The organism is Dyella silvatica, assembly GCF_026283955.1.
Taxonomy (GTDB): Bacteria; Pseudomonadota; Gammaproteobacteria; order Xanthomonadales; family Rhodanobacteraceae; genus Dyella_C; species Dyella_C silvatica.
The window spans coordinates 1-25,887 of sequence record NZ_JAPDPE010000018.1 but is presented as its reverse complement, the minus strand read 5'-3'; the positions used below and the strand labels follow the sequence as shown (position 1 = coordinate 25,887).

Annotated in this window: 23 protein-coding genes; 16 read left to right on the top strand and 7 right to left on the bottom strand. The window is 61.3% G+C overall.

Annotated elements, in window-relative coordinates; genetic code table 11:
• Positions 1 to 35 precede the first annotated feature (35 nt).
• The 5 genes from OUZ52_RS05745 to OUZ52_RS05725 are packed head-to-tail and all read left to right on the top strand — an operon-like array spanning position 36 to position 6,189.
• Positions 36 to 962 (top strand): DUF58 domain-containing protein, encoded by a 927-nt coding sequence (locus tag OUZ52_RS05745; RefSeq protein WP_266157390.1) that lies wholly within the window; start codon positions 36 to 38, stop codon positions 960 to 962.
• Positions 959 to 1,516 carry a DUF4381 domain-containing protein gene (locus OUZ52_RS05740; RefSeq protein WP_266157389.1) on the top strand — a complete coding sequence of 186 codons (558 nt, stop codon included), beginning with the start codon at positions 959 to 961 and terminating at the stop codon, positions 1,514 to 1,516. Before OUZ52_RS05745 ends, OUZ52_RS05740 begins: the two co-directional genes overlap by 4 nt.
• Positions 1,509 to 2,534, top strand: a complete 1,026-nt coding sequence (locus OUZ52_RS05735; RefSeq protein WP_266157388.1) for a VWA domain-containing protein — start codon at positions 1,509 to 1,511, stop codon at positions 2,532 to 2,534. The genes OUZ52_RS05740 and OUZ52_RS05735 overlap by 8 nt, the downstream gene beginning before the upstream one ends.
• Entirely contained in the window at positions 2,531 to 4,483 is a 1,953-nt protein-coding gene (locus tag OUZ52_RS05730) for a VWA domain-containing protein (RefSeq protein WP_266157387.1), read from the top strand. Before OUZ52_RS05735 ends, OUZ52_RS05730 begins: the two co-directional genes overlap by 4 nt.
• The gene (locus tag OUZ52_RS05725; RefSeq protein WP_266157422.1) at positions 4,483 to 6,189 is read left to right on the top strand and encodes a BatD family protein; all 1,707 of its coding nucleotides are present in this window, start codon (positions 4,483 to 4,485) and stop codon (positions 6,187 to 6,189) included. Before OUZ52_RS05730 ends, OUZ52_RS05725 begins: the two co-directional genes overlap by 1 nt.
• A gap of 56 nt (positions 6,190 to 6,245) precedes the next feature.
• On the opposite strand, the gene OUZ52_RS05720 is transcribed toward OUZ52_RS05725, so the two are convergent.
• Positions 6,246 to 6,776, bottom strand: a complete 531-nt coding sequence (locus tag OUZ52_RS05720; RefSeq protein WP_266157385.1) for an O-acetyl-ADP-ribose deacetylase — start codon at positions 6,774 to 6,776, stop codon at positions 6,246 to 6,248.
• A 262-nt stretch (positions 6,777 to 7,038) separates the two neighbouring features.
• On the opposite strand from OUZ52_RS05720, the gene OUZ52_RS05715 reads away from it, so the two are divergent.
• From OUZ52_RS05715 to OUZ52_RS05705, 3 genes are all read left to right on the top strand, one after another.
• A complete protein-coding gene (locus OUZ52_RS05715; protein WP_266157384.1) occupies positions 7,039 to 7,497 on the top strand; it encodes a MarR family winged helix-turn-helix transcriptional regulator in 459 nt (152 codons plus the stop codon).
• Positions 7,498 to 7,873: 376 nt separating this feature from the next.
• A complete protein-coding gene (locus tag OUZ52_RS05710) occupies positions 7,874 to 9,007 on the top strand; it encodes an efflux RND transporter periplasmic adaptor subunit (protein WP_323135318.1) in 1,134 nt (377 codons plus the stop codon).
• A 113-nt stretch (positions 9,008 to 9,120) separates the two neighbouring features.
• A complete protein-coding gene (locus tag OUZ52_RS05705; RefSeq protein ID WP_266157383.1) occupies positions 9,121 to 12,222 on the top strand; it encodes an efflux RND transporter permease subunit in 3,102 nt (1,033 codons plus the stop codon).
• 125 nt (positions 12,223 to 12,347) lie between these two features.
• Here OUZ52_RS05705 and OUZ52_RS05700 read toward each other — a convergent pair whose 3' ends face one another.
• The 4 genes from OUZ52_RS05700 to OUZ52_RS05685 form a co-directional block, all read right to left on the bottom strand.
• Entirely contained in the window at positions 12,348 to 13,799 is a 1,452-nt protein-coding gene (locus tag OUZ52_RS05700; RefSeq protein ID WP_266157381.1) for a M20/M25/M40 family metallo-hydrolase, read from the bottom strand.
• 205 nt (positions 13,800 to 14,004) lie between these two features.
• Positions 14,005 to 14,415 (bottom strand): large-conductance mechanosensitive channel protein MscL, encoded by a 411-nt coding sequence (gene mscL, locus OUZ52_RS05695; protein ID WP_266157380.1) that lies wholly within the window; start codon positions 14,413 to 14,415, stop codon positions 14,005 to 14,007.
• A gap of 120 nt (positions 14,416 to 14,535) precedes the next feature.
• Positions 14,536 to 15,222 (bottom strand): fumarylacetoacetate hydrolase family protein, encoded by a 687-nt coding sequence (locus OUZ52_RS05690; protein ID WP_266157379.1) that lies wholly within the window; start codon positions 15,220 to 15,222, stop codon positions 14,536 to 14,538.
• A 75-nt stretch (positions 15,223 to 15,297) separates the two neighbouring features.
• Positions 15,298 to 15,831, bottom strand: coding sequence for a hypothetical protein (locus OUZ52_RS05685; protein ID WP_266157378.1), 534 nt, complete (start codon positions 15,829 to 15,831; stop codon positions 15,298 to 15,300).
• A gap of 293 nt (positions 15,832 to 16,124) precedes the next feature.
• Here OUZ52_RS05685 and OUZ52_RS05680 point away from each other — a divergent pair, with 293 nt between their 5' ends.
• The 6 genes from OUZ52_RS05680 to OUZ52_RS05655 all read left to right on the top strand — a co-directional run bounded on the left by OUZ52_RS05680 (position 16,125) and on the right by OUZ52_RS05655 (position 21,751).
• The gene (locus tag OUZ52_RS05680; RefSeq protein WP_266157377.1) at positions 16,125 to 17,363 is read left to right on the top strand and encodes an efflux RND transporter periplasmic adaptor subunit; all 1,239 of its coding nucleotides are present in this window, start codon (positions 16,125 to 16,127) and stop codon (positions 17,361 to 17,363) included.
• 85 nt (positions 17,364 to 17,448) lie between these two features.
• A complete protein-coding gene (locus OUZ52_RS05675; protein WP_266157375.1) occupies positions 17,449 to 18,135 on the top strand; it encodes an ABC transporter ATP-binding protein in 687 nt (228 codons plus the stop codon).
• Between the two features lie 28 nt (positions 18,136 to 18,163).
• On the top strand, positions 18,164 to 19,324 hold the full coding sequence (locus OUZ52_RS05670) for an ABC transporter permease (RefSeq protein WP_266157374.1): 1,161 nt from the start codon (positions 18,164 to 18,166) through the stop codon (positions 19,322 to 19,324).
• A gap of 12 nt (positions 19,325 to 19,336) precedes the next feature.
• Positions 19,337 to 20,653, top strand: a complete 1,317-nt coding sequence (locus tag OUZ52_RS05665; RefSeq protein WP_266157373.1) for an ABC transporter permease — start codon at positions 19,337 to 19,339, stop codon at positions 20,651 to 20,653.
• Between the two features lie 74 nt (positions 20,654 to 20,727).
• On the top strand, positions 20,728 to 21,423 hold the full coding sequence (locus OUZ52_RS05660) for a MarR family winged helix-turn-helix transcriptional regulator (RefSeq protein ID WP_266157372.1): 696 nt from the start codon (positions 20,728 to 20,730) through the stop codon (positions 21,421 to 21,423).
• Positions 21,424 to 21,499: 76 nt separating this feature from the next.
• Positions 21,500 to 21,751, top strand: a complete 252-nt coding sequence (locus OUZ52_RS05655; protein WP_266157371.1) for a hypothetical protein — start codon at positions 21,500 to 21,502, stop codon at positions 21,749 to 21,751.
• 57 nt (positions 21,752 to 21,808) lie between these two features.
• Here OUZ52_RS05655 and OUZ52_RS05650 read toward each other — a convergent pair whose 3' ends face one another.
• On the bottom strand, positions 21,809 to 23,236 hold the full coding sequence (locus OUZ52_RS05650; protein ID WP_266157370.1) for a short-chain fatty acid transporter: 1,428 nt from the start codon (positions 23,234 to 23,236) through the stop codon (positions 21,809 to 21,811).
• Between the two features lie 135 nt (positions 23,237 to 23,371).
• On the opposite strand from OUZ52_RS05650, the gene OUZ52_RS05645 reads away from it, so the two are divergent.
• The gene (locus OUZ52_RS05645; protein ID WP_266157368.1) at positions 23,372 to 23,551 is read left to right on the top strand and encodes a hypothetical protein; all 180 of its coding nucleotides are present in this window, start codon (positions 23,372 to 23,374) and stop codon (positions 23,549 to 23,551) included.
• A 308-nt stretch (positions 23,552 to 23,859) separates the two neighbouring features.
• On the opposite strand, the gene OUZ52_RS05640 is transcribed toward OUZ52_RS05645, so the two are convergent.
• A complete protein-coding gene (locus tag OUZ52_RS05640) occupies positions 23,860 to 24,657 on the bottom strand; it encodes a universal stress protein (protein ID WP_266157366.1) in 798 nt (265 codons plus the stop codon).
• A 421-nt stretch (positions 24,658 to 25,078) separates the two neighbouring features.
• Between OUZ52_RS05640 and trhA the strand changes: the two genes are divergently transcribed.
• Complete coding sequence (trhA, locus tag OUZ52_RS05635) at positions 25,079 to 25,747, top strand: PAQR family membrane homeostasis protein TrhA (protein ID WP_266157365.1); 669 nt, start codon at positions 25,079 to 25,081, stop codon at positions 25,745 to 25,747.
• Positions 25,748 to 25,887 lie beyond the last annotated feature (140 nt).

Sequence of the window (25,887 nt, the reverse complement as noted above, 5' to 3'; positions counted from 1 at the left end):
TGCTTGGATCGCCTCAAGTGAAGCCGCCTCAACACATGGGTGACGGACGAGTGTCGGTGTCGCTGGCCGAGTTGATGGCGCAACGCGCGCGCGTGGTGAAGGCCGCCATGCCCACTATCGAAAGCCATGCGCTACGGCATGGTCAGCAGGCCAGCCGTCTATACGGCCGCGGCATGGACTATGCCGAGTCGCGTGCTTATCAGCCTGGCGATGACGTGCGCCGTCTTGATTGGCGGCTGACGGCACGCAGCGGAAAGCTGCACACCAAGTTGTTTCAAGAAGAGCGCGAAGGACGTTTGCTTATTCTGCTGGACACCCATGCCAGCATGCGTTTCGGCACCCGCGTGCGGTTCAAATCGGTGCAGGCGGCGCGAGCCGCGGCGATAGCCGCGTGGTATGCCGTGCGTGCGGGCGAGCGCGTCGGTGTGATGGCCTTTGGTGAAGGTGAGCGACTGTTACGGCCCAAAGCAGGCCCTCGCGGCGCGCTGGCAGTTTGCGGGGCTTTGGCCGAATGGGATGCCATACCCCTGCAAGGGCGTGACGAAGCGCTGTCCGAAGCGCTGATGCGAGCCAATCGCTTGTTACATGGCGCAAGCCGGGTGTTGCTTATCAGCGATGGCCTGAGTTGCGACGAGCCGGCCGCGAAAGGACGCTTGCTCGATCTGGCCCGGCGTGCGCGTGTCAGTGTGCTGATCGTGGCCGACGCGCTGGAGCTGGCGTTGGCGCCTGCGGGTAGCTATCCGTTGGAGCATGATGGTGAGCGGCGGGAGGTCGTCTTGCAGGCTGAGCGCCAGCGCAGTGAATTTCAACGCAGTCTCGGCGCGGGGCAGGTCCGTTTGAGCGCTATGGCGCAGGGGTTGGGTCTAGCCTGCCGTAGCATCGATACGGTGGCCGACCCCCTGGATGCGATCACGGCACTGCTGGGTGCGAACAAGTCCGCTCTCAGCAGGGCGGCGCGATGAAGGGGGCCAGCGCAAACCCGCCGTTGGCGCCGGCCCATGTGGGGCCTGTCCTGCGCGATATCCATTTGCCGCCGGAACCCTCCTGGTGGCCGCCTGCGCCGGGCTGGTGGATGCTGGCGGTATTGCTGTTGCTGCTGTTGGGTCTTGCCGCATGGCAAATGCGCAAGCGACGTCAATGGCAGGCGCAGCTCGCTTCGGTGCTGGCTGAGGTCGATGCACTGGTGCTTCATGCGGCCGATGATGCCGCCGCACTTGCCGCAGGTTTGCATCAGCTGCTTCGGCGCGTGGCGCGTCAGTACGATCCAGGCGCAACGCAGAAACATGGCGAGGCATGGCGCCAGGCGCTGGCAGTCATACCGGTGCCAGCGGCGACGCTGGATCGGTTGATGGTGCTGGAAAGCGTCATGTATCGGCCACAGGCATCATTCGATCAGGATGCGGTCATCGCCGCGAGCCGGCAGTGGCTGACTCGCGCGTTGCGTCGTCCGCGCCAGTCGGTGCGCGCCGCAGCACCGGCCGGTCGGTTGGCGCAGACGGAGTCGGATCATGCTTGAGTACTTCCGATCCGCCTTTGTCTGGCCTGAATTTGCCTGGCCGTGGATGGCTTTCTTGTTGCCCCTGCCATGGCTGCTCTGGCGCTGGGTACGTCCAGCATCGCCGGGGCAGGCGTTGCATCTGCCGCACCCCGGGCTGCGCTTAGCCGCGGTGGCGGCCAAGACGTCGAGCCCTACGGCGCTGATCTTGATCCTGGCATGGCTTTGTCTATTGCTTGCAGCGACCCGTCCGCAATGGGTCGGCCCACCGCAGGCACAGCAGCGCAGCGGGCGTGCCTTGATGCTGGCGGTCGATTTGTCGGGCAGCATGGAAACCGATGACATGCAGCTGGCCGGGCGCTCGATCAGCCGGTTTGGTGCGGTCGAGACGATTGCCGGCGACTTCATTACGCGCCGTAGCGGTGACGAACTTGGCTTAATCCTTTTTGGCAGCCGTGCTTTTCTGGTGACGCCGTTGACCTACGATTTGTCTGCGGTGCAAGCGCAGCTCAAAGGCGCAGCGGTAGGGCTGGCCGGTACCGAGACGGCGATTGGCGACGCCATCGCGGTTGCGGTCAAACGCTTGTCGGCGCTGCCGCAACAGGCGCGGGTGCTGGTGTTGTTGACCGATGGCGTCAACAACGCCGGCAATATTTCACCGCTGGATGCTGCGCGTGCGGCCAAGGCCGCTGGGGTGCGCATTTATACGATTGGTATTGGCGCTACCGCCATGCGTGTGGCCGACCTGTTCGGTAGCGAAATAGTCAATCCATCGGCCGATCTGGATGAAGGCATGCTGCGCTCGCTTGCCGAACAGACCGGCGGCCACTATTTCCGTGCCACCGATACCAATGAATTAGCCGGCGCCTATCGGGCCGTCGACGCCCTTGAGCCCATCGTGCAGCAAGGGCCCATGTTGCGGCCACGGCATGAGTTGTTCCGCTGGCCCTTGCTGGCTGCGGTGGTGCTTTTGTTGTTGCCGATGCTGCGCCGGGTGTTGCCACAGGTCATCAACCGTGGCGCGAGGGTGGCCGAATGAGCCCGGCCTGGAGTGAGGCTTTGCAGCAATTTCATTTTCTGCAGCCAGGATGGTTGCTGGGGCTGCTGATACTGCCTTTGTTGCTGCTGCTGGCAGTGAAACGCAGTCCGGCGCAGCAGGCCTTATCGCGTCTGGTCGATGCCGAGCTGCTGCCGTATTTGCTGCAAGGGCGGGCCAGTCGCCGCTCGGTACCGCTGACCTTGTTTGCCCTGAGTTGGTGCCTGTGTGTGCTGGCGCTAGCCGGGCCGACCTGGAGCCGCAGCATGCAGCCCATGTATGCCAGCCGGGCAGCGCAGGTGGTGGCGCTCTCGCTATCGCAGCATATGTTGGCGCGCGATATCACACCGAGCAGGCTGGATCGGGCGCGCTACAAAGTGCGCGACCTGTTTGCCGCCAATCACGACGGTCTCAATGCGCTGGTCGCCTATGCCGACGAGGCCTTTGTGGTCGCGCCATTGACCAGCGATGCCAACAGCTTGAGTGATTTGCTCAACGCGTTGGCGCCGGACACCATGCCGGTCGATGGCAATAACGCCGCGCAAGCGATCGAGCGCGGCATGGCATTGATCGATCACGCCAAGACGGGCGGCGGCTCTATTGTGCTGGTGGCCGATCAGGTGGGCGATGACGCTCAGGCAGCGGCACGCAAGGCGCGAGCCGCCGGCATCCGTGTTTCCGTGCTTGGCGTAGGCACGACTCAGGGTGGCCAGATAGCGTTGGGGGATGACCAGTTTTTGCACGCGGCAAATGGTGGCCTGGAGATGGCCAAACGCGATGACGGCGCACTCGCCGCGCTGGCTGAAGCCGGTGGTGGTCGTTATGTCTTGATGAGCGACGATCGTCGCGACATCGATGCATTGCAGGCCGAGTTACGGGTGCAGCAAGCACCTATCCAGGCAAGCGCGCAGCGTGGTGACGAGTGGCAGGATCGCGGGCCCTGGTTGCTGTTGCCGTTGTTGCCGCTGGCAGCGTTGGCGTTCCGCCGCGGCTGGTTGTTGCTGGTGCCGTTGCTGTTGTTGCCGTTGGCGCCGAATCAGGCATTCGCAAGCAGCTGGTCCGATCTGTGGCGGCGCCCGGATCAACAAGCGGCGCGTGCACTACGCGATGGCAAGCCACAGCAAGCGGAGCAACTGGCCAGCGATCCTGCACTGCGCGGCGCGGCAGCTTATCGGGCGGGTGATTACGCCGCCGCCGCGGCGGCGCTCAAGCAGGCGACGAGTGCCGACGCGGAGTACAACCTGGGCAATACGTTGGCCAAGCAAGGCGAGTACGACAAGGCGCTTAAGGCCTACGATGAAGCCTTGAAGCGCAACCCCGCCGATGCCGATGCCAAGGCCAATCGACAGGCCGTCGCCGATTGGTTGCGCAAGCAACAAGAGCAGCAGAAGCAAGACCAGCAAAAGCAGGACAAACCAGAATCGAAGTCATCGTCAGGCGATAACAAGGGTGCATCGTCATCGGCGAAATCCGGTTCGTCATCCGAATCAAAATCGGGTGAGCCGCCGAGTACGTCGCAGGATGGTCAGGGCAACGCGTCCAGCGATGCAGATCAATCGGAGCAGGACAAAGAGCGCAAGCAAAGTCAGTCACTCGACGGTAGTGCGGGAGTCAAGCCGCCTACCGCTCAGGAGCAGGCCGAGCAGCAGGCACGTGCCGAGCAAGCGCGGCAAGCCTTGCAGCAGCAGATGGATCAAAAGCTGGCGGAGCAAGCCGCGAAGAGTGCGGTAAGCACCCAGAAAGGCGCCGCGCCAAGCGGGCCGAAACAGGCCAAGCAGCCAGCCGGTCATGAATTGAGCACCGTCGACGCCGATGACCCGCAAGCCAAGCTTCCGGCCGACGTACGCCAGGCATTGCAGCGTGTGCCCGACGATCCCGGTGCGCTATTGCGGCGCAAATTCATACTCGAATACCGGCAGCGTCATGCGGCTGCGGAGGGTGAGCAACCGTGATGTGGCGTCGCTTGCTTATGTTGCTTTGCTTGCTGCTGTTGTCGCCGTTGTCGGCCAGAGCCATCGAGGTCCAGGCCACGCTGGATCGCAGCCGCGTGTCCCTGGGTGAAACGGTCACGCTCAATCTACGCTTGCAGGGCAGCAACAGCATTAGCCGCCCTGATCTAAGCGCCCTGGCGCAAGACTTCTTCGTGCTGGGGAGTTCTTCGAGCAGCAGCCTGCGCATCGTCAACGGCAGCAGCAGCGCAGAGTTTACCTTCGATGTGGCCCTGCGGCCCAAGCGTGTCGGCACCTTGCAGATTCCCGCGCTGAGCTTTGCCGGGAGCATGACCCAGCCGTTGCAGCTTGAAGTCATTCCCGCCGGTGCCGGCACAGCGTCGAATAGCCCGAATGCCAAGGGAAATGAAGACGTCTTTCTGGAAGCATCCGCTGAGCCTGCCAGTGGCTATGTCGGGCAGCAGCTGCAATACATCGTACGGATGTATTACGCGGTAAATTTGAATGCGGGGTCGCTGATCGAGCCCAGGCTCGATGGCGTGAGTTTGTATCGCATCGGCGACGAGGTCGATTACCAGGCCGAGCGCAACGGCCGCCGCTATAACGTGGTCGAGCAACACTATGCGCTGATCCCGCAAAAGCCAGGACATATCGAGATCCCTCCGATAGCGTTTCAGGGAGAGACGATGGATATGTCCGATCCCAATGCCTTCTTTGCCAGCTCCAAACCGCTGTCGGCGGCATCGTCGCCGGTGTCGATCGAGGTGCGCGCGATACCGACAGCGGCGAGCGGCATGAGCTGGTTGCCGGCGCAGCAGCTGAAACTGTCGCTGGATGGCGCGCCGGTGCAGGGCGATCTGCATGTGGGTGAGCCGCTCAATCTGACCATGAGCCTTGAAGCCACCGGCTTGCCCTACGAAGTACTGCCGGCGCTTAGCCTGCCGACGTTGGACGGCGCCACGGTTTATCCAGGCAAGAAAGTCACCGGCACTCGGCGCGATGCTCCGTTGATTGTGGGCCAGTATCAGCAGAGTTTCGCGGTGGTGCCCAATCGGCCCGGCACCTTGACGATTCCCGAGACCACCCTGACCTGGTGGAACCTGCATAACGATCATCTCGAAGTGGCGCGGTTGCCCGCGCGCAGCTTTACGGTGCTGCCAGCGGCAGGCGCGCCGGCACAGGTCGCGCCGGCCACTTCGGTTGCTGCCGCAAGCAGCAGCGTAGCTACACCGGTGACCGCGACAGCTGCGCCAGCCTTGGGTTTGCCATGGCACTGGATAGCGTTGGGCAGCCTCGGTCTATCGCTGTTGAGCTTGCTGGCTTGGTGGGCATGGCGCCGGGGCCAGGGCGCCGTCGAGGTTGGCGATGTCGGGGCGGTGGACGGCGCGGGTCGCCTGCGCGCTGGCTTTCTGCTGGCAGCCCGGGCTGAGGATTCGGCCGAGCAAGTGCGCAGCTTGTTGGCATGGGCCCGTGCTGAGCGGCCCGCTTTGCAGAATCTTGGCGAGCTGGCATCGATGCTGGCGCCCGAGGCGCAGCGTGCGGCCATCGCCAGTCTGCAGCGCAAGCACTACGGGAACCAGGGCGAGGCTCCGTTGGGGGACATGCTGGCGGCGGCATTCCGGCATGGCTTTGTTTGGCGCGACGCGAGTGAAACGATGGTGACCTCCGCCTTGCCGCCGCTGTATCCGTTCAATACCAAGAAAACCTGAGCGTGGCCCGGGCTGCTCTCGACGGCATGCAGGGTAGGGCCTCTCCCTGGCGGCGTTTAGAGCGACTCGATCAGCCTTCTCTGAGCGTGCCAGACAGCCGTCATCGCCGCATCGAAGCAGCAGATTTGCAGTTGCATGTCGAGGCCGTGGCGCCGTGCATCGAGCAAGTAGTTCAAGGCCACCGAAGCGGCGCGCTCGGGCGGATAGCCGTAAACGCCGCAACTGATCGCCGGAAAGGCCATCGAGCGGATGCCGTGGGCCAGGGCAAGCTCGATGCAATGGCGATAACAGCGGGCCAGCAACATGGCTTCATCGTGTTCGCCACCTCGCCAGATCGGGCCTACGGTATGAATCACCCAATCCGCTGGCAGGCCGAAGCCGGCGGTCAAGCGCGCTTCACCGGTGGGGCAGCGCACGCCGATAGCGACTTCGGGCAGGGCGCGGCAAGCCTTGAGCAAGGCCGGCCCGGCCGCGCGGTGGATGGCTGCATCGACGCCGCCACCGCCCAGCAGGCTGGGGTTGGCCGCGTTGACGATGGCGTCGACGGCTAGCCGTGTGATATCGCCGGTGATGATCTCGAGGGGCAAGTGTCGGTCCTTATGGTCCGCGTGGCCGGTATGGACTGCGCGCCAGCTGGTTTGCGCGGTGCTGCATGGCGATGCACGAGATGCCTGTCGAACTCCACTCCAGTTATGCAGTCACAGTCAACACGTACCTGGTTGCGCTTGCGCCCGCGCAAGCCATACCGCACTCTCAAGGCTTAGAAATCATACGAACTCCAGCTGACGCGTGATAACGCAGCGATCACCACCGACGTATCACCGCCATGATGGAGAGGGACGGACAGTAATGAAAAAAACGGAAGATATCTCCTTCGGCTACCTGCTTAGCGATGTCACCATGTTGTTTCGCAAGCACTTTGATCGGCGCGCCGTGAAGTTTGGCTTGACCCGCGCACAGTGGCGCGCCACCAAGATGCTTTGCTATCGCGAAGGCTTGCGGCAAACCGAGCTTGCCGAGTTTCTGGAAATGGAAGCGATCGCTGTCGGGCGAGTGATCGACCGCCTGCAAGCCTCGGGTTTTGTCGAGCGTCGCCCCGATCCCAAAGATCGTCGTGCCTGGCGCTTGTACGTCACCGACCAGGCGCGCGACGTCGTTGCCGATATGGAAGTCATTGCGAACGGCCTGCGTAAAGATGCCACTCGCGGTATTGAATATGCCGAGCTGGAGCAGGCTCTGGGTGTTATCAGCCGGATGAAGGAAAACCTGCAGGCTTTGGAGCAACTCGGTCCTGATCAGACGGCTTGATCGGCGAGTCATCCAGCGCCGCGGCGATCGGTCCGGCGTTTTTTTAGCTGCCGCAGATCATCTGCGTCGCGGCATGCATTAAGCGCCAAAACATTAAATCGAGTTAATGAAGATGCGCTAACGGCGCATGCCGAATTCGTTACCGATGAATGCAATTTGTAACATCCAACGACGGCTTATCGTTATAAGCTTCACATCGCCATTTTTGCCCAATGCCGTTAGTCATAGCAGCATCGCGTTCGTCAGCGGGCACAATATGCAGCGATAGCCGACACGCGGCAGCGCGCCTGCATCGCGCGCTCGCGGTGTCTGGACATTTACCACATCAAGCACGTACCTGGCGCCGCTGCGCCTGCTACTCATAGCCGGAGATCTCATGCAGCGCATGTCCTGGAAAAAGCCCGTCGTCATCATCGTCGTGCTCGCAGCATTGGCTTTAGGCGTGCAGTATTACCGCGCCGGAAAAAATGCCGCGGCCAACAATCACGCGGCAGCGGTGCCATCCGTGCCGGTCAAAGTCGCCAATGCAAAGCGTGGCGACCTGGATCTTTCATTGAAAGTCATCGGCCGCGCCGAGGCCTTCTCGACCGTCAACGTGCAAGCGCGAGTAGATGGCCAATTGCAATCGCTGCTGTTTACTCCTGGCGGCCATGTCAACCAGGGCTCGACCATTATTCGCATCGATCCAAGCTTGTTGCAGGCGCAGTTGAATGGCGCGCTGGGCAATCTGGCCAAAGACCAGGCACAGCTGACCAATGCGCAAGCCGTGTTGAAACGTTATGTACCGTTGTTGCCCAAAGGCTATGTCTCACAGGCGGACTACGACACCTATAAAGCCAACGTGGGCATCTACGAGGCTTCTGTGAAGGCTGACAAGGCGTCAGTGGACCTGGCCCGTACGCAGTTGAGCTACACGCAGATCCAGGCGCCGTTCGAGAGCATTGCAGGTGCGCCGCTGGTTTATCCGGGTGCGCAAGTCGTGGCAAACAACACGACGATGGTCGTGCTCAATCAGATACGCCCGATCCACATCACCTTTTCCATTCCGGAAAGCAGCCTGGCTGGCATCAAGGCGGCGACCGGTCGCGGCACCGTACCGGTGGCAGCGAATATCCCGGGAGCGACAACGCCGCCCTTGCAGGCAGCGGTGGACTTCATCAATAACGCGGTGGACACCACCACCGGCACCATCCAGATCAAGGCGCGCTACGACAATGGCGACGATCGGTTGACGCCAGGGCAATTCGTCGAGGTGGTGTTGCCCACGGCGCGGCTGCCCGATGTGGTGACCGTGCCGGTGGTGGCGTTGCAAAACTCGCCACTGGGCAGTTTTGTGTTTGTCGTCGATGTTGATGGCAATGTGCAGCAACGCATGGTCACGGTGGGGGCCAGTAGCGGCGATCAAATAGTTATCGCCAAAGGCTTGAATGGCGGTGAGCGGGTCGTCACCGACGGCCAGATGCTGCTGATCAATGGCAGCCATGTCCGCATCGTCACGAGCAATGGTTAAGCCATGACGATGATCGGTTTCTATCTTCCAACCCCAAGCTCTGGCGTGAGCATTCACGGCCGGGAACACGCAGTGAGTATGGGCGAGCAGGCCACGGTGGCGGGGTATAGCGCATGAATCTGCCCGCGCTATGTATTCGTCGTCCGGTCATGGCCACCCTGTTGATGGTGGCATTGCTGGTTTTCGGCGTCGTCGCTTATCCCAAGCTGCCGGTGAACGAGTTACCGAATGTCGACTTTCCCACCATTACGATAAGTGCCAGCTTGCCGGGTGCCGCGCCGGAGACCATGGCGACCGCGGTGGCCACGCCGCTGGAAGGTCAGTTGTCGACCATTGCCGGTATCCAGGCGATGACCTCGACCAGCGCGCTGGGCTCGACCTCGATCACCCTGACCTTTGAGCTGGATCGCAGCATCGATGGTGCCGCCCAAGATGTGCAGGCGGCTATCTCGGCCGCCTTGCGGCAGCTGCCGACGACCATGCCGACGCCGCCGACCTTTCGCAAGGTCAACCCGGCGGACGCGCCCATCATCTACCTCACCATGCGCTCGCAAACGCAGCCGTTGTCGACGGTGGACGACTACGCCGAGACCCAGCTCGCTCAGCGCCTGTCGACGATTGACGGCGTGGCGCAGGTGAATGTGTACGGCTCGCAGAAGTACGCGGTGCGCATCAGTGTCGATCCGCAAAAACTGGCTGCCAGCGGCATAGGCTTTGATGTATTGCAGTCAGCGATCGCGAAAGCCAATGTCAACCTGGCCACCGGTTCGCTCAATGGCAATCGCCAGTTGCTGTCGATTCGTTCGGATGGCCAATTGCAACGCGCCAATCTGTATAACGATGTGATCGTGGCCTATCGCAATGGGGCACCGATTCGTCTGGCTGATCTAGGTGTGGCGCAAGACAGCGTGCAGAACGACCAAGTAGCGAGCTGGTACAACAGCGACCGCGCCATTGTGCTGGCGATTCAACGCCAGCCCGGCTCCAATACCGTGGCCACCATCGATCGGATTCGTGCGGTACTGCCGCAGTTCGAGGCATCGTTGCCGCCGTCGATCAAGCTGGCGGTGCTATACGACCGCTCGGAATCGATTCGCGCCTCGGTGGACGACGTACAGTTCACCCTGCTGCTGGCCGGTGTGCTGGTGGTGCTGGTGATTTATCTGTTTCTCGGCAATGCCTCGGCCACCTTGATTCCGGCGCTGGCCTTGCCGGTGTCCATCGTGGGTACCTTTGGCGCGATGTTTGCGTTGGGCTACAGCCTGGATAACCTGTCCTTGTTGGCGCTGACCCTGGTTGTCGGCTTTGTCGTCGACGATGCCATCGTGATGCTGGAGAACATCGTTCGCCATATCGAGGATGGCATGGACCCGTTCGAGGCATCGCTTAAAGGTGCTACCGAAATCGGCTTCACTATTTTCTCGATGACCTTGTCGCTGGTGGCGGTATTTTTACCGGTGATGTTCATGGGCGGCATCGTGGGGCGGCTGTTCCACGAATTCGCGGTCACCTTGAGCGTGGCGATCCTGATTTCGGGCTTTGTCTCGATCACCCTGACCCCCATGCTGTGCAGCCGTTTTCTGCGGCATGCCGAGCATGAGAAAAAGACTCGTATCGTGTTGCTGTTCGATCGTGGCTTTGAGCATGTGAGGCAAGGCTATGCCCGCTCGCTGGATTGGGCAGTCAGGCATTCGCGTTTCACCCTGGGGGTGTTTTTTGTCAGCTTGCTGGTGACCGCTTTGCTGTTCGTTGTGGTCGCCAAGGATTTCATCCCCGCCGGTGATAGCGGCCAGCTCAATGTCAACGTGGAAGGCCCGGACGATATTTCGGTCACCGGCATGGCCGCGCGGCAGCAGCAGCTGGCGGCTATCGTCGCCAAGGATCCCAACATCCAGGCCTTCATGTCGTCGGTAGGCAGTGGCGGCGCGCGTACCACCACCAACAACGGCTCGATTCTATTGCGTCTGAAGCCGGCCAGTGAACGCGCACTCGACCCTAACGGCATCATCCAGGAGCTGCGAAAAAAGTTTGCCCAGATACCGGGTATTCGTACCTATATTCAAAACCCGCCATCGATCCAGGTGGGTGGCCGGCAATCCAAGGCGCAGTATCAATACACCTTGCAATCGATTGATCTGAATTCGCTTTACGCCTGGTCGGGCAAGGTGATCGACGCCTTCGCCAAGTTGCCGGGCTTCCAGGACGTTACCAGCGACCTCAATCTCAATGGGCCGTCCATTGTGATCAGTGTCGATCGCGACAAGCTGGCACCGCTCGGCTTGACCATGGATCAAGTGCAGACGGCGCTGGGTTCGGCCTTTGGCGCCAATCAGATCTCGACCATCTACGGAGCGTCCACCCAGTACTGGGTCATTCTGCAAGTGGGGTACGCCTTGCAGAACGATCCCGATGTGCTGGCGCAGCTTTACGTCACCTCGGGCACTGGCGCCTTGGTGCCGCTCAATGCGGTAGCCAGTTTCCAGCGACGGCCGCAGGCATTGACGGTGAATCATCAGGGTCAGCTGCCGGCGGTGACGATCTCGTTCAACCTGGCCCCGGGCGTCAGCCTTAGCCAGGCGGTGACCAGTATCGGCGGCGCGATGAAGCAGCTGAATCTGCCGGTGTCGATTACCGGCAGCGTGCAAGGCACGGCACAGGCCTTCCAGGACTCGATGCAAGGCATGGGTTTGCTGCTGGTCATGGCACTGTTCGTGATTTACCTGGTGCTGGGCATTCTCTACGAGAGCTTTATTCATCCACTGACGATTCTGTCCGGCTTGCCGGCAGCGGGCGTGGGTGCGTTGCTGACATTGATGATTTTCCACGCGCCACTGGATTTGTTCTCTTTCGTCGGCATCGTCATGTTGATCGGCATCGTGAAAAAGAACGCGATCATGATGATCGACTTCGCCCTCGAACGTCAGCGCAATGCGCAGCTGACCCCGGCACAGGCCATTCTCGAAGCCTGCCATGTGCGTTTTCGCCCGATCATGATGACCACGATGGCGGCCTTTGCCGGTACCTTGCCGATCGCGCTGGGTATTGGCGCCGGCGCGGAGACGCGCCGGCCGCTGGGCCTGGCGGTGGTGGGCGGCTTGTTGGTGTCGCAGGTGTTGACGCTGTATTTGACGCCGGTGATCTATCTTTACCTGGACCGCATACAACAACGCTTTTCACGCAAATCCAAGCGGGTCGATACAGCGCACGCGGGGTGATTCAGTGCCGGCATAGGCCGGTTTGATGGCCAATAAAAAGGCGACCTCAAGGGTCGCCTTTTTATTTTCCTAAGCTTATTTGCTCAAGCTTATTTCGCTGAGCTTATTTCCTTGGGCGGGTCGCTTCAGTCGTTGGCGCCGTCGTTCTTGAAGGCGTCCGGGGCAGAGCCGAAATCGCCCTCGGCTTGTGCCGCCATATACGAGAAGGCCGCATAGACGGCTACATTCTGGGCCAGCTCGTTCGGCTTGATCTTATCCAGCGTGTCGTTGGCGGTGTGGTGGTAATCAAAGTAATCGGTGCCGTCCTGGGTCAGCGTCAATGCGGCCATGCCCTTGCCATGCATTTGCGACAAGTCAGAGCCACCGCCGCCGGGGCGCTTGGTGTCATAGGCCACGCCGATCGGCGTCAACACCTTGGCGATCTGGTCGATGGCGCCGCGTGCCGACGGTTTGACACTGGCCGTCATGCGCCAGACCTTGCCGGCGCCGAAGTCGGACTCGGTGCCCAGCTGATGCTTGCCAACATCCGCAGCATGCTTCTCGGCATAGGCGCGGCCGCCCCATAGGCCCATTTCCTCATTGGCAAAGGCGATCACGCGGATGGTGCGGTCGGGGCGTTGCGGCAGGTCGCCGATCAGCTTGCCTGCGGCCATGGCAATCGCCACGCCGGCGCCGTCGTCGATCGCGCCGGTGCCGGGATCCCATGAATCCAGATGACCACCGATGGCGACAACCTGGTCGGGATACTTCTTGCCGGTGATTTCGCCGATGACATTGGCGCCGGTGTAGCTGCCGTTGAAGCCGCAGTCCAGATCCAGCTTCACGCTGACCGGCTTGCCGTAGCCCAGTACGCGTTCGAGCTGGTCGGCGTCAGGGTTGGATAGTGCCGCTGCAGGGATGGCGTCTTTGGGGTCGCGGAAGCCGGTTACGCCGGTATGCGGCGTGCGGCTGTTGGCATCGGTGCCCGCCGAGCGCAGCAGAAAACCCGCGGCGCCCTTGGCTGCGGCGATCACCGGGCCCTGCGTGCGCGCGGGCGAGCCGATGGCGTAGTCATGGCCATCTTTCGCACGCTGCATATGAAAGGTGATATAGACGATCTTGCCCTTTACCGACGCCGGGTCGGCTGCTTTGAGGGCGGCGAGGCCGTCGAATTTCACCACTTCGGCGGTGAGGCCACCCTTGGGCGTACCGGCCGAATAGCCAAGCGCCAGCAGGGTCAGCGGCTGCGGGAACGGGGCGACGATTTCGGCGTGCTCACTGCGGCGCTCCCATAGGGGGTAGGTCACCGGCTCGAGGTAGACCTTGTCAAAGCCCAGTGCCTTGAACTTGGCGACAGCCCAGTCGCGGGCACGCTGGTCGTTCGGGCCGCCGGCGATGCGCGCGCCGATTTCGGTGGTCAGTGACTCGACAATCTTGTAGCCGGTGTTATCGGTCATCGCTTTGTCGCGCAGCTGCTCCGCGGTCTGCACGGCTTGCTGGGGAATGACGGTGCCTTTATCGGCAGCGGTAGCGGCACTGGCGATGCCGGAAGCCAATAGCAGGCTGGCGGCAAGCAGGTTCAAGCGGAGATGGCGCATCGGGGACCCCTCGGTGGAAACCCCGATTATCGCGCGGTGTTGCGCCGCCGCTTAGGCCATAAGTCATGTTTGGATAACGTGAAGCGCAAACGGCGTCCGGCAACAGCGCCGCGGCTTGTTCGGGGACAATCTGTTCGACCTGCGCGTGCGCGTGTCGCAGGAAGCTGCGGCAGGGCTGGCTCGCCCCGCCGCGCTGGCGTGGCGATTACTTGTTCTGCTTCAGCAAATCGCGGATTTCGGTCAACAGCACGACATCGGCAGGCGTCGGCGCGGGCGCGGCGGCCTCTGGGCGGTTGATCTTGTTGATCGCCTTGACCACCAGAAAGATCGCGAAGGCGATGATGACGAACTGGATCAGCGTATTGATGAACGAGCCGTACTGGATCGCCACCTCGGCAATTTTATGTGCCGGATTGCTGTTGTCCGCTGGCTTGAGCACCCATTTCATTTCGGAAAAATCGACGCCGCCAGTGAGCACACCGATCGGCGGCATGATGATTTGATCGACCAAGGACGTGACGATTTTGCCGAATGCGCCGCCGATGACGACGCCCACGGCCAGATCGACCACATTGCCGCGCATGGCGAAGGTTTTGAATTCTTGAAGCATACCCATGCTGCTCTCCACGGATTGGCTGATGACGCATGGACTGTAGCGCAGGCTGGCGAGACGGGAAACCGGGACTTAGTGAAGGCGTTTCAGCGCTCTAGCCGGGTTGCCGCGCCCGGCGCCGCTTTAAACGATCGTGCCCTCAAGGCTGGCCACGCCAACCAGCTCGGCATGAAAGCGGTCGCCACGTTGCAACGCGGCCACCCCGGCAGGCGTGCCGGTAAAGATCAGGTCGCCGGCCTGGAGTTCGAACAAGGTGGAGAGTGCTGCGATGATCTCCGGCACGCTATGCACCATGTCGCTCAAATGCGCTTGCTGGCGCAGTGCGCCGTTGACGCTTAGCCGCAGCACGGTATCGCCCTGCGGCATGCCAGCGCTTACTGGACGCAGCGCGGATACCGGTGCCGAATGGTCGAAGCCCTTGGCGATATCCCAGGGATGGCCTTTGGCCTTGACCGCGGCTTGCAGGTCGCGCCGGGTCAGGTCCAGGCCGACCCCGCAGCCCCAGACCAGGGCTTGTGCATGGGCCACGGCAATATCGCGGCCACCGGAACCCAGCGCGATCACCCATTCCACCTCATGGTGTAGCTCGGTGGTAGCCTGCGGATAAGGCACATCGGCACCGTCGGTAACTACCGCATCGGCTGGTTTACAGAAGAACATCGGGGTGTCTTTGTCTACCGTGGCACCCATCTCTTTGGCGTGGTCGGCGTAGTTGCGGCCGACGCAGAACACCCGCCGAACGGGAAAGCGTTGCTCACTACCGATGATCGGCAGACTCGGTATCGAAGGCGGTGCGATGGCGTATGACATAGGGCAAAAGAGTAGCAGCTCAAGCGTGGCTGGGCCGAATGTTGTGGTAGCAACACCGGGGCTGCCACGGTGTTATCAACCATGCTTGCGAAACATGATGTCGAATTCGGGTGCCCATGTTTTGCCGCCATCGCTTGAGGCGGTGGCGGTTTCACGAACACCTTCGGCGGTCGGCTCCCAACTCACCTTATGCAACGTTTCGCCTTTGGCGTCGTAGGTACTGCCGGTCAGGACGATCTGCTTGCCTTGCTGGGTGCCTTCGGCCACCAGCAGCTCGCCTTCATTGGTCACCCAGCTTTGATGCCAGCGCTTTCGGGCGGCGTCGTAGATGGTATAGCTCTCGCCGGTATAGCCGTCTGTACGCTGATAGACCTCATGCAGTACGCAACCGCCGAGAATGGCGGTGACCCGGTTTCGCGCGACCGAGGACGGATTGGCGGCGCCGATGCGATAGGTATCCCAGTCGCCTAGCCAGAAGTCGAATTGTCGATAGGCGCTATCCTGGCAATGCGCCGGGGCTACGGCCGGAGTGTTGGCAAGCGTGGGCAGCGATAGCGCGGCGCAGCATATGATCCATGCGCTAAAGGCAGTGCGATGCAGGGACGTCATGGCGTACTCCATGGAGGCGGTGGCGGCATCTTGGCAGGCCTATTGAGCGTGGCATAGCGCGGGCTTGCGCGAATCTTTCGTTGGTGGGAGCGACTGCACGGTTCGGCTATTCGTTGGCTTTCTTCCAGTAACGCATGCGAGTAAAAACGGCAGGTCTAAATCGGGTTGTCTCGTTCGTCTTATATATGACAGCTGTCATCGGCAATGGCTGATGGCGGCTTCTGGCTGTAGGTCGTCGAATCCATCATGTTGCTGTCCATTGTGTAACCGGTAGATACCGGCGGGGGAAGAGGGTGAATAACGCGGATTTGTTGAAGGAGCTGCGCATTGATCACAGCCAGCGGGAGGACCAGCACTCCGGTCCATCGCGTTGGCCGTGGATGGTTGCCGGGGGAGCGTTAATCGTGTTGCTGCTCGCTGGCGCGGGCTGGTTTTTGTTGGGTCGGCAGGTGCTCGAAGTGCAAGCAGTCGCGGCGATATCGCCGACCTCCCATGGCAGCAGCGGTGCCGTGCTGCAGGCGACCGGCTATGTCACGGCACGGCGCCGGGCGACGGTGTCGGCGCAGATTACCGGCACCTTGACCGAGGTGTTGATCGAGGAGGGCGATCGTGTAGAGAAAGACCAGGTCCTGGCCAGGCTCGATGACAGCGGCTACAAGGCCAGCCTGGATGCGGCCAAGGCACAAGCGGCAGCGGCGCACGCGCTGGTGACCCAGTTGAATGTACAGCTGGATCAAGACCTGCGCGACGCCACGCGCCAGGAAGGCCTGGCGACCCGCGGGCTGGTGTCGACGCAATCGGCCGAGCAGGCGCGTACGCTGGCGAATAATTTCCGGGCGCAACTGGTTTCGCAACAGCGACAGGCGCTCGCGGCGGATGCCGGGGTCGAGGTCGCCAGGGTCAATTTCGACTACACCGTGGTGCACGCTCCGTTCAGCGGTGTGATTACGACGAAAGACGCCCAGGTCGGCGAAATCATCTCGCCGCTGTCGGCGGGCGGCGGCTTTACCCGCACCGGCGTGGGCACCATCGTCGATATGAACTCGCTGGAAATCGATGTGGACGTCAACGAGGCCTATATCGGACGAGTAAAGCCGGAGATGCACGCCGAGGCCGTGTTGGATGCCTACCCGGACTGGAAAATTCCCGCGCATGTGATTGCCATCGTGCCGTCTGCCGATCGCGGCAAGGCCACGGTGAAAGTGCGCGTCGCGATGGAACAGAAGGACGGGCGCATCGTGCCGGATATGGGCGTGCGTGTGTCCTTTCTGGAGGAGGCGCCGAAGGCTGTCGCGCAAGGGCCGCAAGGCGTCTTGGTGCCGGCAACGGCGATTACCCAGCGTGACGGACATAGCGTGGTGTTTGCGCTCGTCGGCGACACCGTGCAGCAGCGGGTCGTGACACCGGCCGCACAAAGTTACGGCGATCTGCGTTTGTTACCCGCGGCCGTACAGGCGGGTGAAAGCGTGGTGTTGTCGCCTGCCGCCGAGCTGAAAGACGGCATGCGGGTAAAGCAAGCCGGCAAACCATAGACATGTACGCAGCGGCGCGACGATATGTACCGCTGCGTAGTCATCACATCGTGACCAAGTTAAGCAACGTATCAGGAGCAATCGTATGAGCACGCTGATCGAAATTCGCGACCTTTCCAAAGTGTATGTGCGCGGCAAACAGAAAGTTGAAGTACTGCATCACATCAATCTGAATATCGCCGAGGGCGATTTCCTTGCGCTGATGGGGCCGTCCGGTTCCGGCAAAACCACCTTGTTGAATCTGATCGGTGGCCTGGATGCCGCCAGCGGTGGCAGCATCAGTGTGGGCGGTCAGCGCATTGACCAGTTCGGTGCCGGTGCCTTGGCCAAATGGCGCGCGTCCAACGTCGGTTTTGTGTTCCAGTTTTATAACCTGATGCCGATGCTTTCCGCGCAGCGCAATGTCGAACTGCCGCTGCTGTTGACCAAGCTGTCCGCGGCACAGCGGCGCAAGAATGCGGCGATTGCCTTGAAGCTGGTCGGCCTGGAAGATCGCGGTTCGCACAAACCCAATGAGTTGTCGGGCGGTCAGCAGCAACGCGTGGCGATTGCCCGCGCCATTGTGTCCGATCCGAACCTGCTGGTTTGCGATGAGCCGACCGGCGATCTTGACCGGCAATCGGCCGAGGACGTACTCGGCCTGCTACGTCAGCTCAATCGCGAACACGGCAAGACCATTGTGATGGTGACCCACGATCCCAAGGCGGCCGAGTACGCCAACCAGACCCTGCATCTGGATAAGGGCACCCTGGTCGAGCAGGCGCTGGCGTGATGAACGTGACCATAGCGGAGTGCTTCACATGAAATATCTCCATCTCATCTGGGCAGCGCTGTTTCGGCGCAAGACCCGGACCATTTTGACCTTGGTATCGATCGTCACGGCCTTTCTGTTGTTTGGCATGCTCGATGCCGTGCGCAGCGGTTTCGACGACGCAGGCAAGAGTGCCAATGGCGCGCAGCGGCTGCAGACCGGATCGAAGCTGTCGTTTATCGATACCTTGCCGCAAGGCCTGGGGGCCCAGCTGGAGCAGGTGCCAGGGGTGAAGTCGGTGGCTTATGTCAACTGGTTCGGCGGTGCGTATCAAGACCCGCACAATCAGATCTTCAGTTTTGCGGTCAGCGATAACTACCTCGATCAGTATCCAGAAATCGAAGTCAGCCCTGAAGCTCGCCAAGCTTTTAATAGCACGCGTACCGGGGTGATCGTCGGTGCCGAGCTGGCGAAAAAATATAACTGGAAGGTGGGCGATAAAATTCCTTTCCAGTCGACTATTTTTGCGCAGCGCGACGGCAGTAAAAACTGGAGCTTCGATATCGTTGGCGTGATGCGCGCCAAAGAGAAAAGCGCCAGCTGGTACGACCAGATGGTGCTGCTGCACTGGAAATATTTCGACGAAAGCACGACCTATAACCGCGGCATGGTGGGCTGGTATGTCAGCCGGGTCAACGACATAAGCCAGTCCGATCGCGTGGCCAAGGCGATCGATGCGATATCGGCCAATTCCGATCACGAGACCCGCACGCAGACCGAGCAAGCGGCGTCGGCATCGTGGATGAAACAACTGGCGGATATCGGCCTCATCGTCGGCTCGATCATGGGTGCGGTGTTCTTCACCCTGCTCTTGCTGTCGGGTAACACCATGATGCAGGCCGTGCGCGAGCGCACCAGCGAACTCGCCGTGTTGAAGACGCTTGGTTTTTCAAGTCGCGCAGTCATGGCCATGGTGCTGGCCGAGTCGGTGCTACTGCTGTTGATCGGCGGTGTGCTGGGTTTGTTGCTTGCGATGTTTATGGTCGGCGGTATGCGCGCGCAGATGGGCAATATGCCGATATCGTCGGTCGATGGCGGTATCTGGATGCGCGGATTGTTACTGATGTTGGTCGTCGGATTGTTGGTGGGTGCCTTGCCCGCCCTACGTGCGATGCGCTTGAACATCGTCGATGCACTGGCTGGCCGTTGAGGAGACGATGATATGAATTTTCTACGAAACTTAGGCTGGTGCGTCGGCCTGGCCATCATCTTGTACATCTGGATCCAGCTGCCATGGTGGGGCCTGCTGGTGTTGCTTGGGGTGTTCGCGTTGTGGATGCTGTTGACCCGGCGCGGACAGCAAGCGGCCTCGATCACCGCGGTCGGCATCAGTACGTTGAAACAACGCCTGGGCTCGTCGGCGGTGGTGGTGATCGGCATCGCCGGCGTGGTCGGCGTGCTGGTGGCCTTGCTGGCCATGAGCGAGGGCTATGCGGATACCTTGCGCAGAACCGGCAGCGATGACACTGCCATCGTGATGCGTGGCGGCTCTGCCAGCGAGGTGATGTCGGTACTCGATCACGACAGCACCGTGGTGATTCCACAAGCGGCTGGGATTGCTCGCGATGCCCAGGGCAAGCCGCTGGCTTCGCCAGAAATTGTGGTGGCAGCGAACTTGCCGGTTCGCGGCGGCGGCCCGGATGAAGAGGGCAGTGTGCAAGTGCGTGGCGTCGGCGAGCAGGCGTGGGGCGTGCGGCCGGAATTGAAGATTGTCGCCGGGCGCAAGTTTCAGCCGGGTATGCGCGAGTTGGTGGTCGGTACCGGTGCGCAGCGGCAATTTGCCAATCTGCAGCCGGGGCGTCAGGTCAAGCTCGGTAGCCAGGTCTGGACGGTCGTGGGGGTATTCGCCGCCGGCAACGCCTTCGACTCCGAGGTATGGGGTGACGCCGATACCGTGGCCGATACGTATCGCCATGGCGGCAGCCGCTCGGCAGTAACGGTGAAGCTGAGCGATCCAAAAGCGTTCAGCAGTTTCAATGCGGCGCTGGCGGCCGACCCGCGCCTGGCGGTCGAGGCCGATACCACGGGCAATTACTTCAGCAAGCAATCCGAAGGCACCAGCAAAATCATTCGGGTGATAGGTATCTCGGTGGGTTTGATCATGGCGATCGGGGCCATGTTCGGTGCGCTCAACACCATGTTCGCCGCGGTGGCCGCGCGTGCCCGCGAAATCGCTACCTTGCGTGCGATCGGGTTCCGTGGCTTGCCTGTGGTTGTGGCGATTCTGTTGGAAACCATGTTGCTGGCCTTGTTAGGCGGCCTGCTCGGCGGCTTGCTGGCGTGGCTGATCTTCAATGGCTACACCGCATCGACGATGGCGGCGGGCTCGGTCGGGCAATTGAGCTTTGCCTTCAAGGTATCGCCCGAGCTGCTGCTCAGCGGGCTGAAGTGGGCGTTGGCGATTGGCTTTGTCGGTGGCTTTTTTCCGGCCATTCGCGCGGCACAATTGCCGGTGACGACAGCGTTGCGCGAGTCGTAAACGCCCGCGCTGTTGACGTGTCTCGGCGCCTGGCATATGGTTAGGATTCCTAACTAAATGTCAGGCGCCTTGCTTTGTCCGTTCCCGCTGTCCCCGAACGCATTACACACGGTCTGCACAAGATCGGTATCGCCATGCGTGCACAGGAATGGAGCGCGGCCACGCCCCAGGGACTGACGCCGACGCAGGCACAAATCATGGTTCTGCTGGCGCGGCGTGGCGAGGGCTTGCGCGTGCAGGAAGTCGCCGAGCAGCTGGCGGTCACCGTGGCAACGGTGAGCGACGCGGTATCCACCTTGGTCAGCAAAAAGCTGGCACGCAAGATCGCTGATCCTGAGGATGGCAGGGCACGACGAATTCAGCTCAGCAAAGCGGGTTCGCTGCTGGCAGGCTCGCTGAGCGATTGGCCGCGCGCCTTCACCGAGGTAGCCGCCACGTTGCCGATGGAAGAGCAGCAAATACTGCTGCGCTCGCTGATTAGCATGATTGCGCTGCTGCAGCGTAAAGGCGCGGTGCCGACCGCGCGGATGTGCGTCAACTGTCAGTACTTTCGTGCCTGGCGGCATGACAGTGCGACTGCGCCGCATCATTGCGCTTATATCGATGCGCCATTGGCCGAGACTGAGTTGCGGCTGGATTGCGCCGAGCATGCAGCGGCATCCAACGAGCAAGAAACCGAACTTTGGCTGCATGGGCCGCTGAGCCCTGCCAACCCGATCGATGATCACGCCCTAGCACCGGCGCGATCAGCACCGTCAGGTCGACGGTAACGAAAGCGGCTCGCTGGTGACAGCCAGCGAGCCGCAAGGTGCGCCTTCCCAAACCTAAGAAAAGGAGCAATTCATCATGACACAGAACGTCCCGCTCAATAAGGCAACCTTCTATCACGCAGGCTGCCCGGTCTGCCTTGATGCCGAGCGCGAGCTGGCATTTTCGCTGGACCCCCAGCGCTTTGAGGTGGAAGTTGTCCACTTGGGCGAGCAGAAAGATCGCCTCGCTGAAGCGCAGCGCGCAGGTGTCGTCTCAGTACCTGCCTTAGTGATCGGTAGCCAGCCTTATCACATCAATTTCGGCGCTGCATTGGCTGATCTGAAGTAATGAGCTGATCGCCGGGGCATGACATGTTCATGCCCCTTGCCATGTCGATATAGACGGCTAAGGCAGCACCGGCGGTACATATGCCAAGGTCAGCCCAAGCAGCCAGAGCAAGCCCAGGACCAGCGGGGTGTGTACGACCAGCTGGATAAAGGTAAAGCCGACTATATCGCGCGCTTTCAGGCCGAGCACGCCAAGCAAGGGCAGCATCCAGAAAGGGTTGATCAGATTCGGCAACGCTTCGGCCGCGTTGTACACCTGCACCGCCCAGCCCAGATGCACATGTAGATCGTTCGCCGCCTGCATCACGTAAGGCGCCTCGACCAGCCACTTGCCGCCGCCCGAAGGCACGAAGAAGCCCAGCACCGCCGAATAGACGCCCATCACCAGAGCGAAGGTTTCGCCGGACGCGACCTGGACGAACAGGCCCGAAAGCCGGTGCGCCAGGGTTTCGCCGCCAAGGCCCGGCGCGTGAGTGAGCAATGCCGCGATGCCTCCATACAACGGAAACTGGATCAACACCCCGGCCGTACTCGGCACCGCGCGCGATACTGCGTTGAGAAAACTGCGTGGCCGCCAGTGCAGCAACAGCCCCAGCGTGAGAAACAAAAAATTGTACGTATTGAGATTGGCAATCGCTGATATGGCGGGCTTGGAGGCAAATTCATAGCCAAGCCAGCCCAGCCCGAGCAGGCCGATCAGCAGCGATAGCAGCGGGCTGTACTCCAGCCATTCGCCGGGGCGAGTGCGTGGTGGCAGCGCCGCTGTCGTGGTCTCGGTGATGCCGAAATCCTGGGCCGTGCGGGCATGCTCTTTCGATGGCGCGGTAAGCCAGCAGATCAACAACGAGACCGAGATCAGCACGCTCGTCAGCAATAGCGATTGCCATAAGAAAATGGTCTGGCTGAACGGCAATACGCCAGTGATCTTCAGCAAGCCAGGCGGCATGCTGGCCGGATTCGCCTGCAATTGCGCCGCCGACGAAGACAGCCCCATCGCCCACACCGCACCCAGGCCAAGATATGCCGCCGCACCGGCAGCGCGGTAATCCATGCGCAGCTGCTCACGACGAGCCAGCGCACGCACCAGCAGGCCGGCAAAAACCAGCGAAAACCCCCACGACAACAACGACGCCAGCATGCTGACCAGACCGATATAACAGACCGCTCCGCGTCCACTTTGCGGCACCCGCGCAAGTAACTCGATAAAACGCGCCACCACCGGTGCCGTAGCCAGCACATAGCCGCCGATGACCACGAACGTCATCTGCATGGTGAAAGGAATCAGACTCCAGAAACCATCGCCAAAAGCCGTAACCGTCGCCGTCGGCGTCGCCCCAAAACCCAGCGCGGCCAGCGCGACAAGCAACACCCCCAATGCCGCAAACACCCAGGCATCCGGAAACCACCGCTCCGCCCAGCCAGCGCTACGCAACGCAGCGCGCGCCCATAACCCTTCATCCGCTTTGCTCTGATTCGGCTTGCTCATGATGCCCCCACTCAGCGATTCCGCATGGTGGCCCGTGGCTTGACCGCGAGGCAAGACGACCAAGGTCTTGGCGCCAGGTCTTCCAGCTATCGAAAAGCCGTGCCATGCCGATGCGATCCATGCGCCTGAGTGCTGATGACTGCTGCGCAGAAAAGAACGAAAACCACTGCAAGCCAGGGAGAGACTAAAGCGGCGAAGCTGGCAATGGACGTGAACACCACAGTCCATGTCTGCTGCCGCATCAGCATCGCTGTCTTAACTCCAGCTCCAGCTCCAGCTCTTGCCTTTGATCTTGATCTTGATCTTGGCTCTTGACCTTCAAGTCCCCTGTGCGTCGGTGAGGGCTGGACGACAAGGCCCACCGGGGCATGGGCAGGGACGCCCATGCCTTTTCGCCAGGGCAGGAGCCCTGTCGAAAAGCCCGGCCAGTCCTCACGCACCCGAAGGGCGACGCACCGGGGTGGCCTTCTCTTTGGTTACTTTCTCTTGGCCACTCAAGAGAAAGTGACTCGGGCTCCGGCAGGGGCCCGAAAGCCCGCCGCAGGCGAGCCAGATCGCGCTATCACATCAAACAAGCGAGCCCGCCGCAGGCGAACCCACAATGCAGTCACCAACAAACAAACCTAATGCGCCACAAACATCGGCAAATCGCTATGCATAAACAAATGCCGAGTAGTCCCACCCAACACCATCTGCGCCAACCGCGACCGACTCCAAGCCCCCATCACAATCATATCCGCCCGATGCGCATGCGCCGGCCCCGCATCGATCGGCTTGATCCTGGCCTGAACACCGCGCCGCTGCAGCCAGTCGGCGAGACCTGGCGGCGGCAATACCGCAATGCTTTCCTGGTTCATCTCGCTACCATCAAGTACCAGCACATCCTCGCAGTGCTGCAATAAAGGCACTGCGGCGGCCAGTGCGAGGATGGATTCGCGGCTGCCATTCCATGCCACCAGAATGCGTGCGCCGATGCTGCTGATGGTCTCGATATCGCCGGGTACGACCAGTACCGGCCGACCGGTGCCAAACACGCTGCGCGATACCGTACCGAAGCCTACCGGCGCATCGCTGCGCTGCTGGCTGCGCTCCATGATCAGCAAATCGTAGCCAGAGGCGGCCTGGCATACGGTTTGGACAGTATCGCCCTGGGCCACGCGCCAGCTGCCATGGAGGCCGTGGGCGGTAAGCAGGCTTTGCCAGCTGCCGGCGTGCGCCTCGGCGTCGAGACAACGGCGGCGGGTTTCCTCCAGTTGCACGGGTACCGACTCTGGCAGGCTGAAGGCGGCCGCCGGGAGATCGGCGACGTAGAGGGCATCCAGGCGTGATCCCATCCGCCTGGCCAGGGCTAGGGCGGCGCGAGGGCCCGCGGCATCGAAGTCCAGATGATCCAGGTATAGCAACAAGTCGGTGTTGGGCATGGGGTTTCTCCATCGCTGGACTTGCACCCAGCTTAACTCGCCAACGCCAGGGATGTGCTCTAGCCGCGCCACTTGAGGCATGGTTTGACAGGCTTGCCAGGCGGTCTTGGGCTCGGGGTCTGGCCGGCTTGGCCGCCGGATTTGCCCGATTGCAGGCAAAAAAAACCCCGCACAGGGAGCGGGGCAGGAAGGTCCGGGCATCGGGGGGAGTAAAAGACGCCCGGCGCCAACAATGTGTCTGAGCCGGTGTGCAAGTGAGGTGAAGGATAGATTCACGATGGGTTCTCGCTCGCCGCTTGGTGTTTAAAACCATGGCGGCGGCTAATGTGCAGCGGAAATCCGCAAGCGGTTTGCAAGCGCTGCCGCCCCGGCTAAGGTGGCGCATTGTCAGCTCGACGTTTTTGTTTTCAAGGAACTCCTTATGTCCGCAGTATCTCGCGCAACGGTGCCGAGTTACGCCTTTGGCGATGAACTTGCCAGCAGCATTATTCATGGCATCGGCATCTTGCTCAGCATTGCCGGGCTGGTCTGGCTGGTGGCGCTTTCGTCGATGCTTGGCGATGCGCGTGCGGTGGTGGCCAGTGCGGTATTCGGCAGCACGCTGATTCTGCTTTATACGGCCTCCACGCTGTATCACTCGATTCCCGGGGTGGCGGCAAAAAAGCTGTTGCGCACGTTCGATCACATCGCCATCTTTTTGTTGATCGCAGGCACCTACACCCCCTTCACCCTGATTGCCTTGCCTGGCGTGTGGGGATGGAGTCTATTCAGTGCGGTCTGGTTGTTGGCGGTGCTCGGTAGCGCGCTAGAGCTTGGCTGGTTGAAGCGCTATCGCAAATTCGCGGTGCTTTTGTATATCGCCATGGGCTGGGTGGGTATGGTGGCATTCAAGCCGCTTAGTGCGCATTTGCAAACCGGCGGCATGGTGTTGCTGATTGCCGGTGGCCTGACTTACACCCTGGGCGTGCCGTTTTATTTGTGGCGACGCTTGCCCTATCACCACGCGGTCTGGCACTTTTTTGTGCTGGCCGGCAGCGTGCTGCACTACCTCGCGGTGCTGCTCTATGTGATTCCCGACGGCAAGGCATGAAGCCCGAATTGGCTCGCCTGCGGTCCGATTTGCAAGATGCCGCCACGCATCTGGGCCAACCGCAGGAGTTGCGCTTCAAATCGATGTTCGGCGGCCTGATGGCCTATTTCCACGAACAACCCTGCGCATGGCTTACTGTC

Bases quoted from the DNA above. Each gene is read 5' to 3' on its own strand.
- OUZ52_RS05710 (WP_323135318.1), top strand. From the start codon at position 7,874: ATGCAGCGCATGTCCTGGAAAAAGCCCGTCGTCATCATCGTCGTGCTC.
- trhA (WP_266157365.1), top strand. From the start codon at position 25,079: ATGTCCGCAGTATCTCGCGCAACGGTGCCGAGTTACGCCTTTGGCGAT.
- OUZ52_RS05675 (WP_266157375.1), top strand. From the start codon at position 17,449: ATGAGCACGCTGATCGAAATTCGCGACCTTTCCAAAGTGTATGTGCGC.
- OUZ52_RS05730 (WP_266157387.1), top strand. From the start codon at position 2,531: ATGAGCCCGGCCTGGAGTGAGGCTTTGCAGCAATTTCATTTTCTGCAG.
- OUZ52_RS05715 (WP_266157384.1), top strand. From the start codon at position 7,039: ATGAAAAAAACGGAAGATATCTCCTTCGGCTACCTGCTTAGCGATGTC.
- OUZ52_RS05740 (WP_266157389.1), top strand. From the start codon at position 959: ATGAAGGGGGCCAGCGCAAACCCGCCGTTGGCGCCGGCCCATGTGGGG.
- OUZ52_RS05665 (WP_266157373.1), top strand. From the start codon at position 19,337: ATGAATTTTCTACGAAACTTAGGCTGGTGCGTCGGCCTGGCCATCATC.
- OUZ52_RS05650 (WP_266157370.1), bottom strand. From the start codon at position 23,236: ATGAGCAAGCCGAATCAGAGCAAAGCGGATGAAGGGTTATGGGCGCGC.
- mscL (WP_266157380.1), bottom strand. From the start codon at position 14,415: ATGGGTATGCTTCAAGAATTCAAAACCTTCGCCATGCGCGGCAATGTG.
- OUZ52_RS05700 (WP_266157381.1), bottom strand. From the start codon at position 13,799: ATGCGCCATCTCCGCTTGAACCTGCTTGCCGCCAGCCTGCTATTGGCT.
- OUZ52_RS05670 (WP_266157374.1), top strand. From the start codon at position 18,164: ATGAAATATCTCCATCTCATCTGGGCAGCGCTGTTTCGGCGCAAGACC.
- OUZ52_RS05735 (WP_266157388.1), top strand. From the start codon at position 1,509: ATGCTTGAGTACTTCCGATCCGCCTTTGTCTGGCCTGAATTTGCCTGG.
- OUZ52_RS05725 (WP_266157422.1), top strand. From the start codon at position 4,483: ATGTGGCGTCGCTTGCTTATGTTGCTTTGCTTGCTGCTGTTGTCGCCG.
- OUZ52_RS05645 (WP_266157368.1), top strand. From the start codon at position 23,372: ATGACTGCTGCGCAGAAAAGAACGAAAACCACTGCAAGCCAGGGAGAG.
- OUZ52_RS05690 (WP_266157379.1), bottom strand. From the start codon at position 15,222: ATGTCATACGCCATCGCACCGCCTTCGATACCGAGTCTGCCGATCATC.
- OUZ52_RS05640 (WP_266157366.1), bottom strand. From the start codon at position 24,657: ATGCCCAACACCGACTTGTTGCTATACCTGGATCATCTGGACTTCGAT.
- OUZ52_RS05745 (WP_266157390.1), top strand. From the start codon at position 36: ATGGGTGACGGACGAGTGTCGGTGTCGCTGGCCGAGTTGATGGCGCAA.
- OUZ52_RS05705 (WP_266157383.1), top strand. From the start codon at position 9,121: ATGAATCTGCCCGCGCTATGTATTCGTCGTCCGGTCATGGCCACCCTG.
- OUZ52_RS05655 (WP_266157371.1), top strand. From the start codon at position 21,500: ATGACACAGAACGTCCCGCTCAATAAGGCAACCTTCTATCACGCAGGC.
- OUZ52_RS05685 (WP_266157378.1), bottom strand. From the start codon at position 15,831: ATGACGTCCCTGCATCGCACTGCCTTTAGCGCATGGATCATATGCTGC.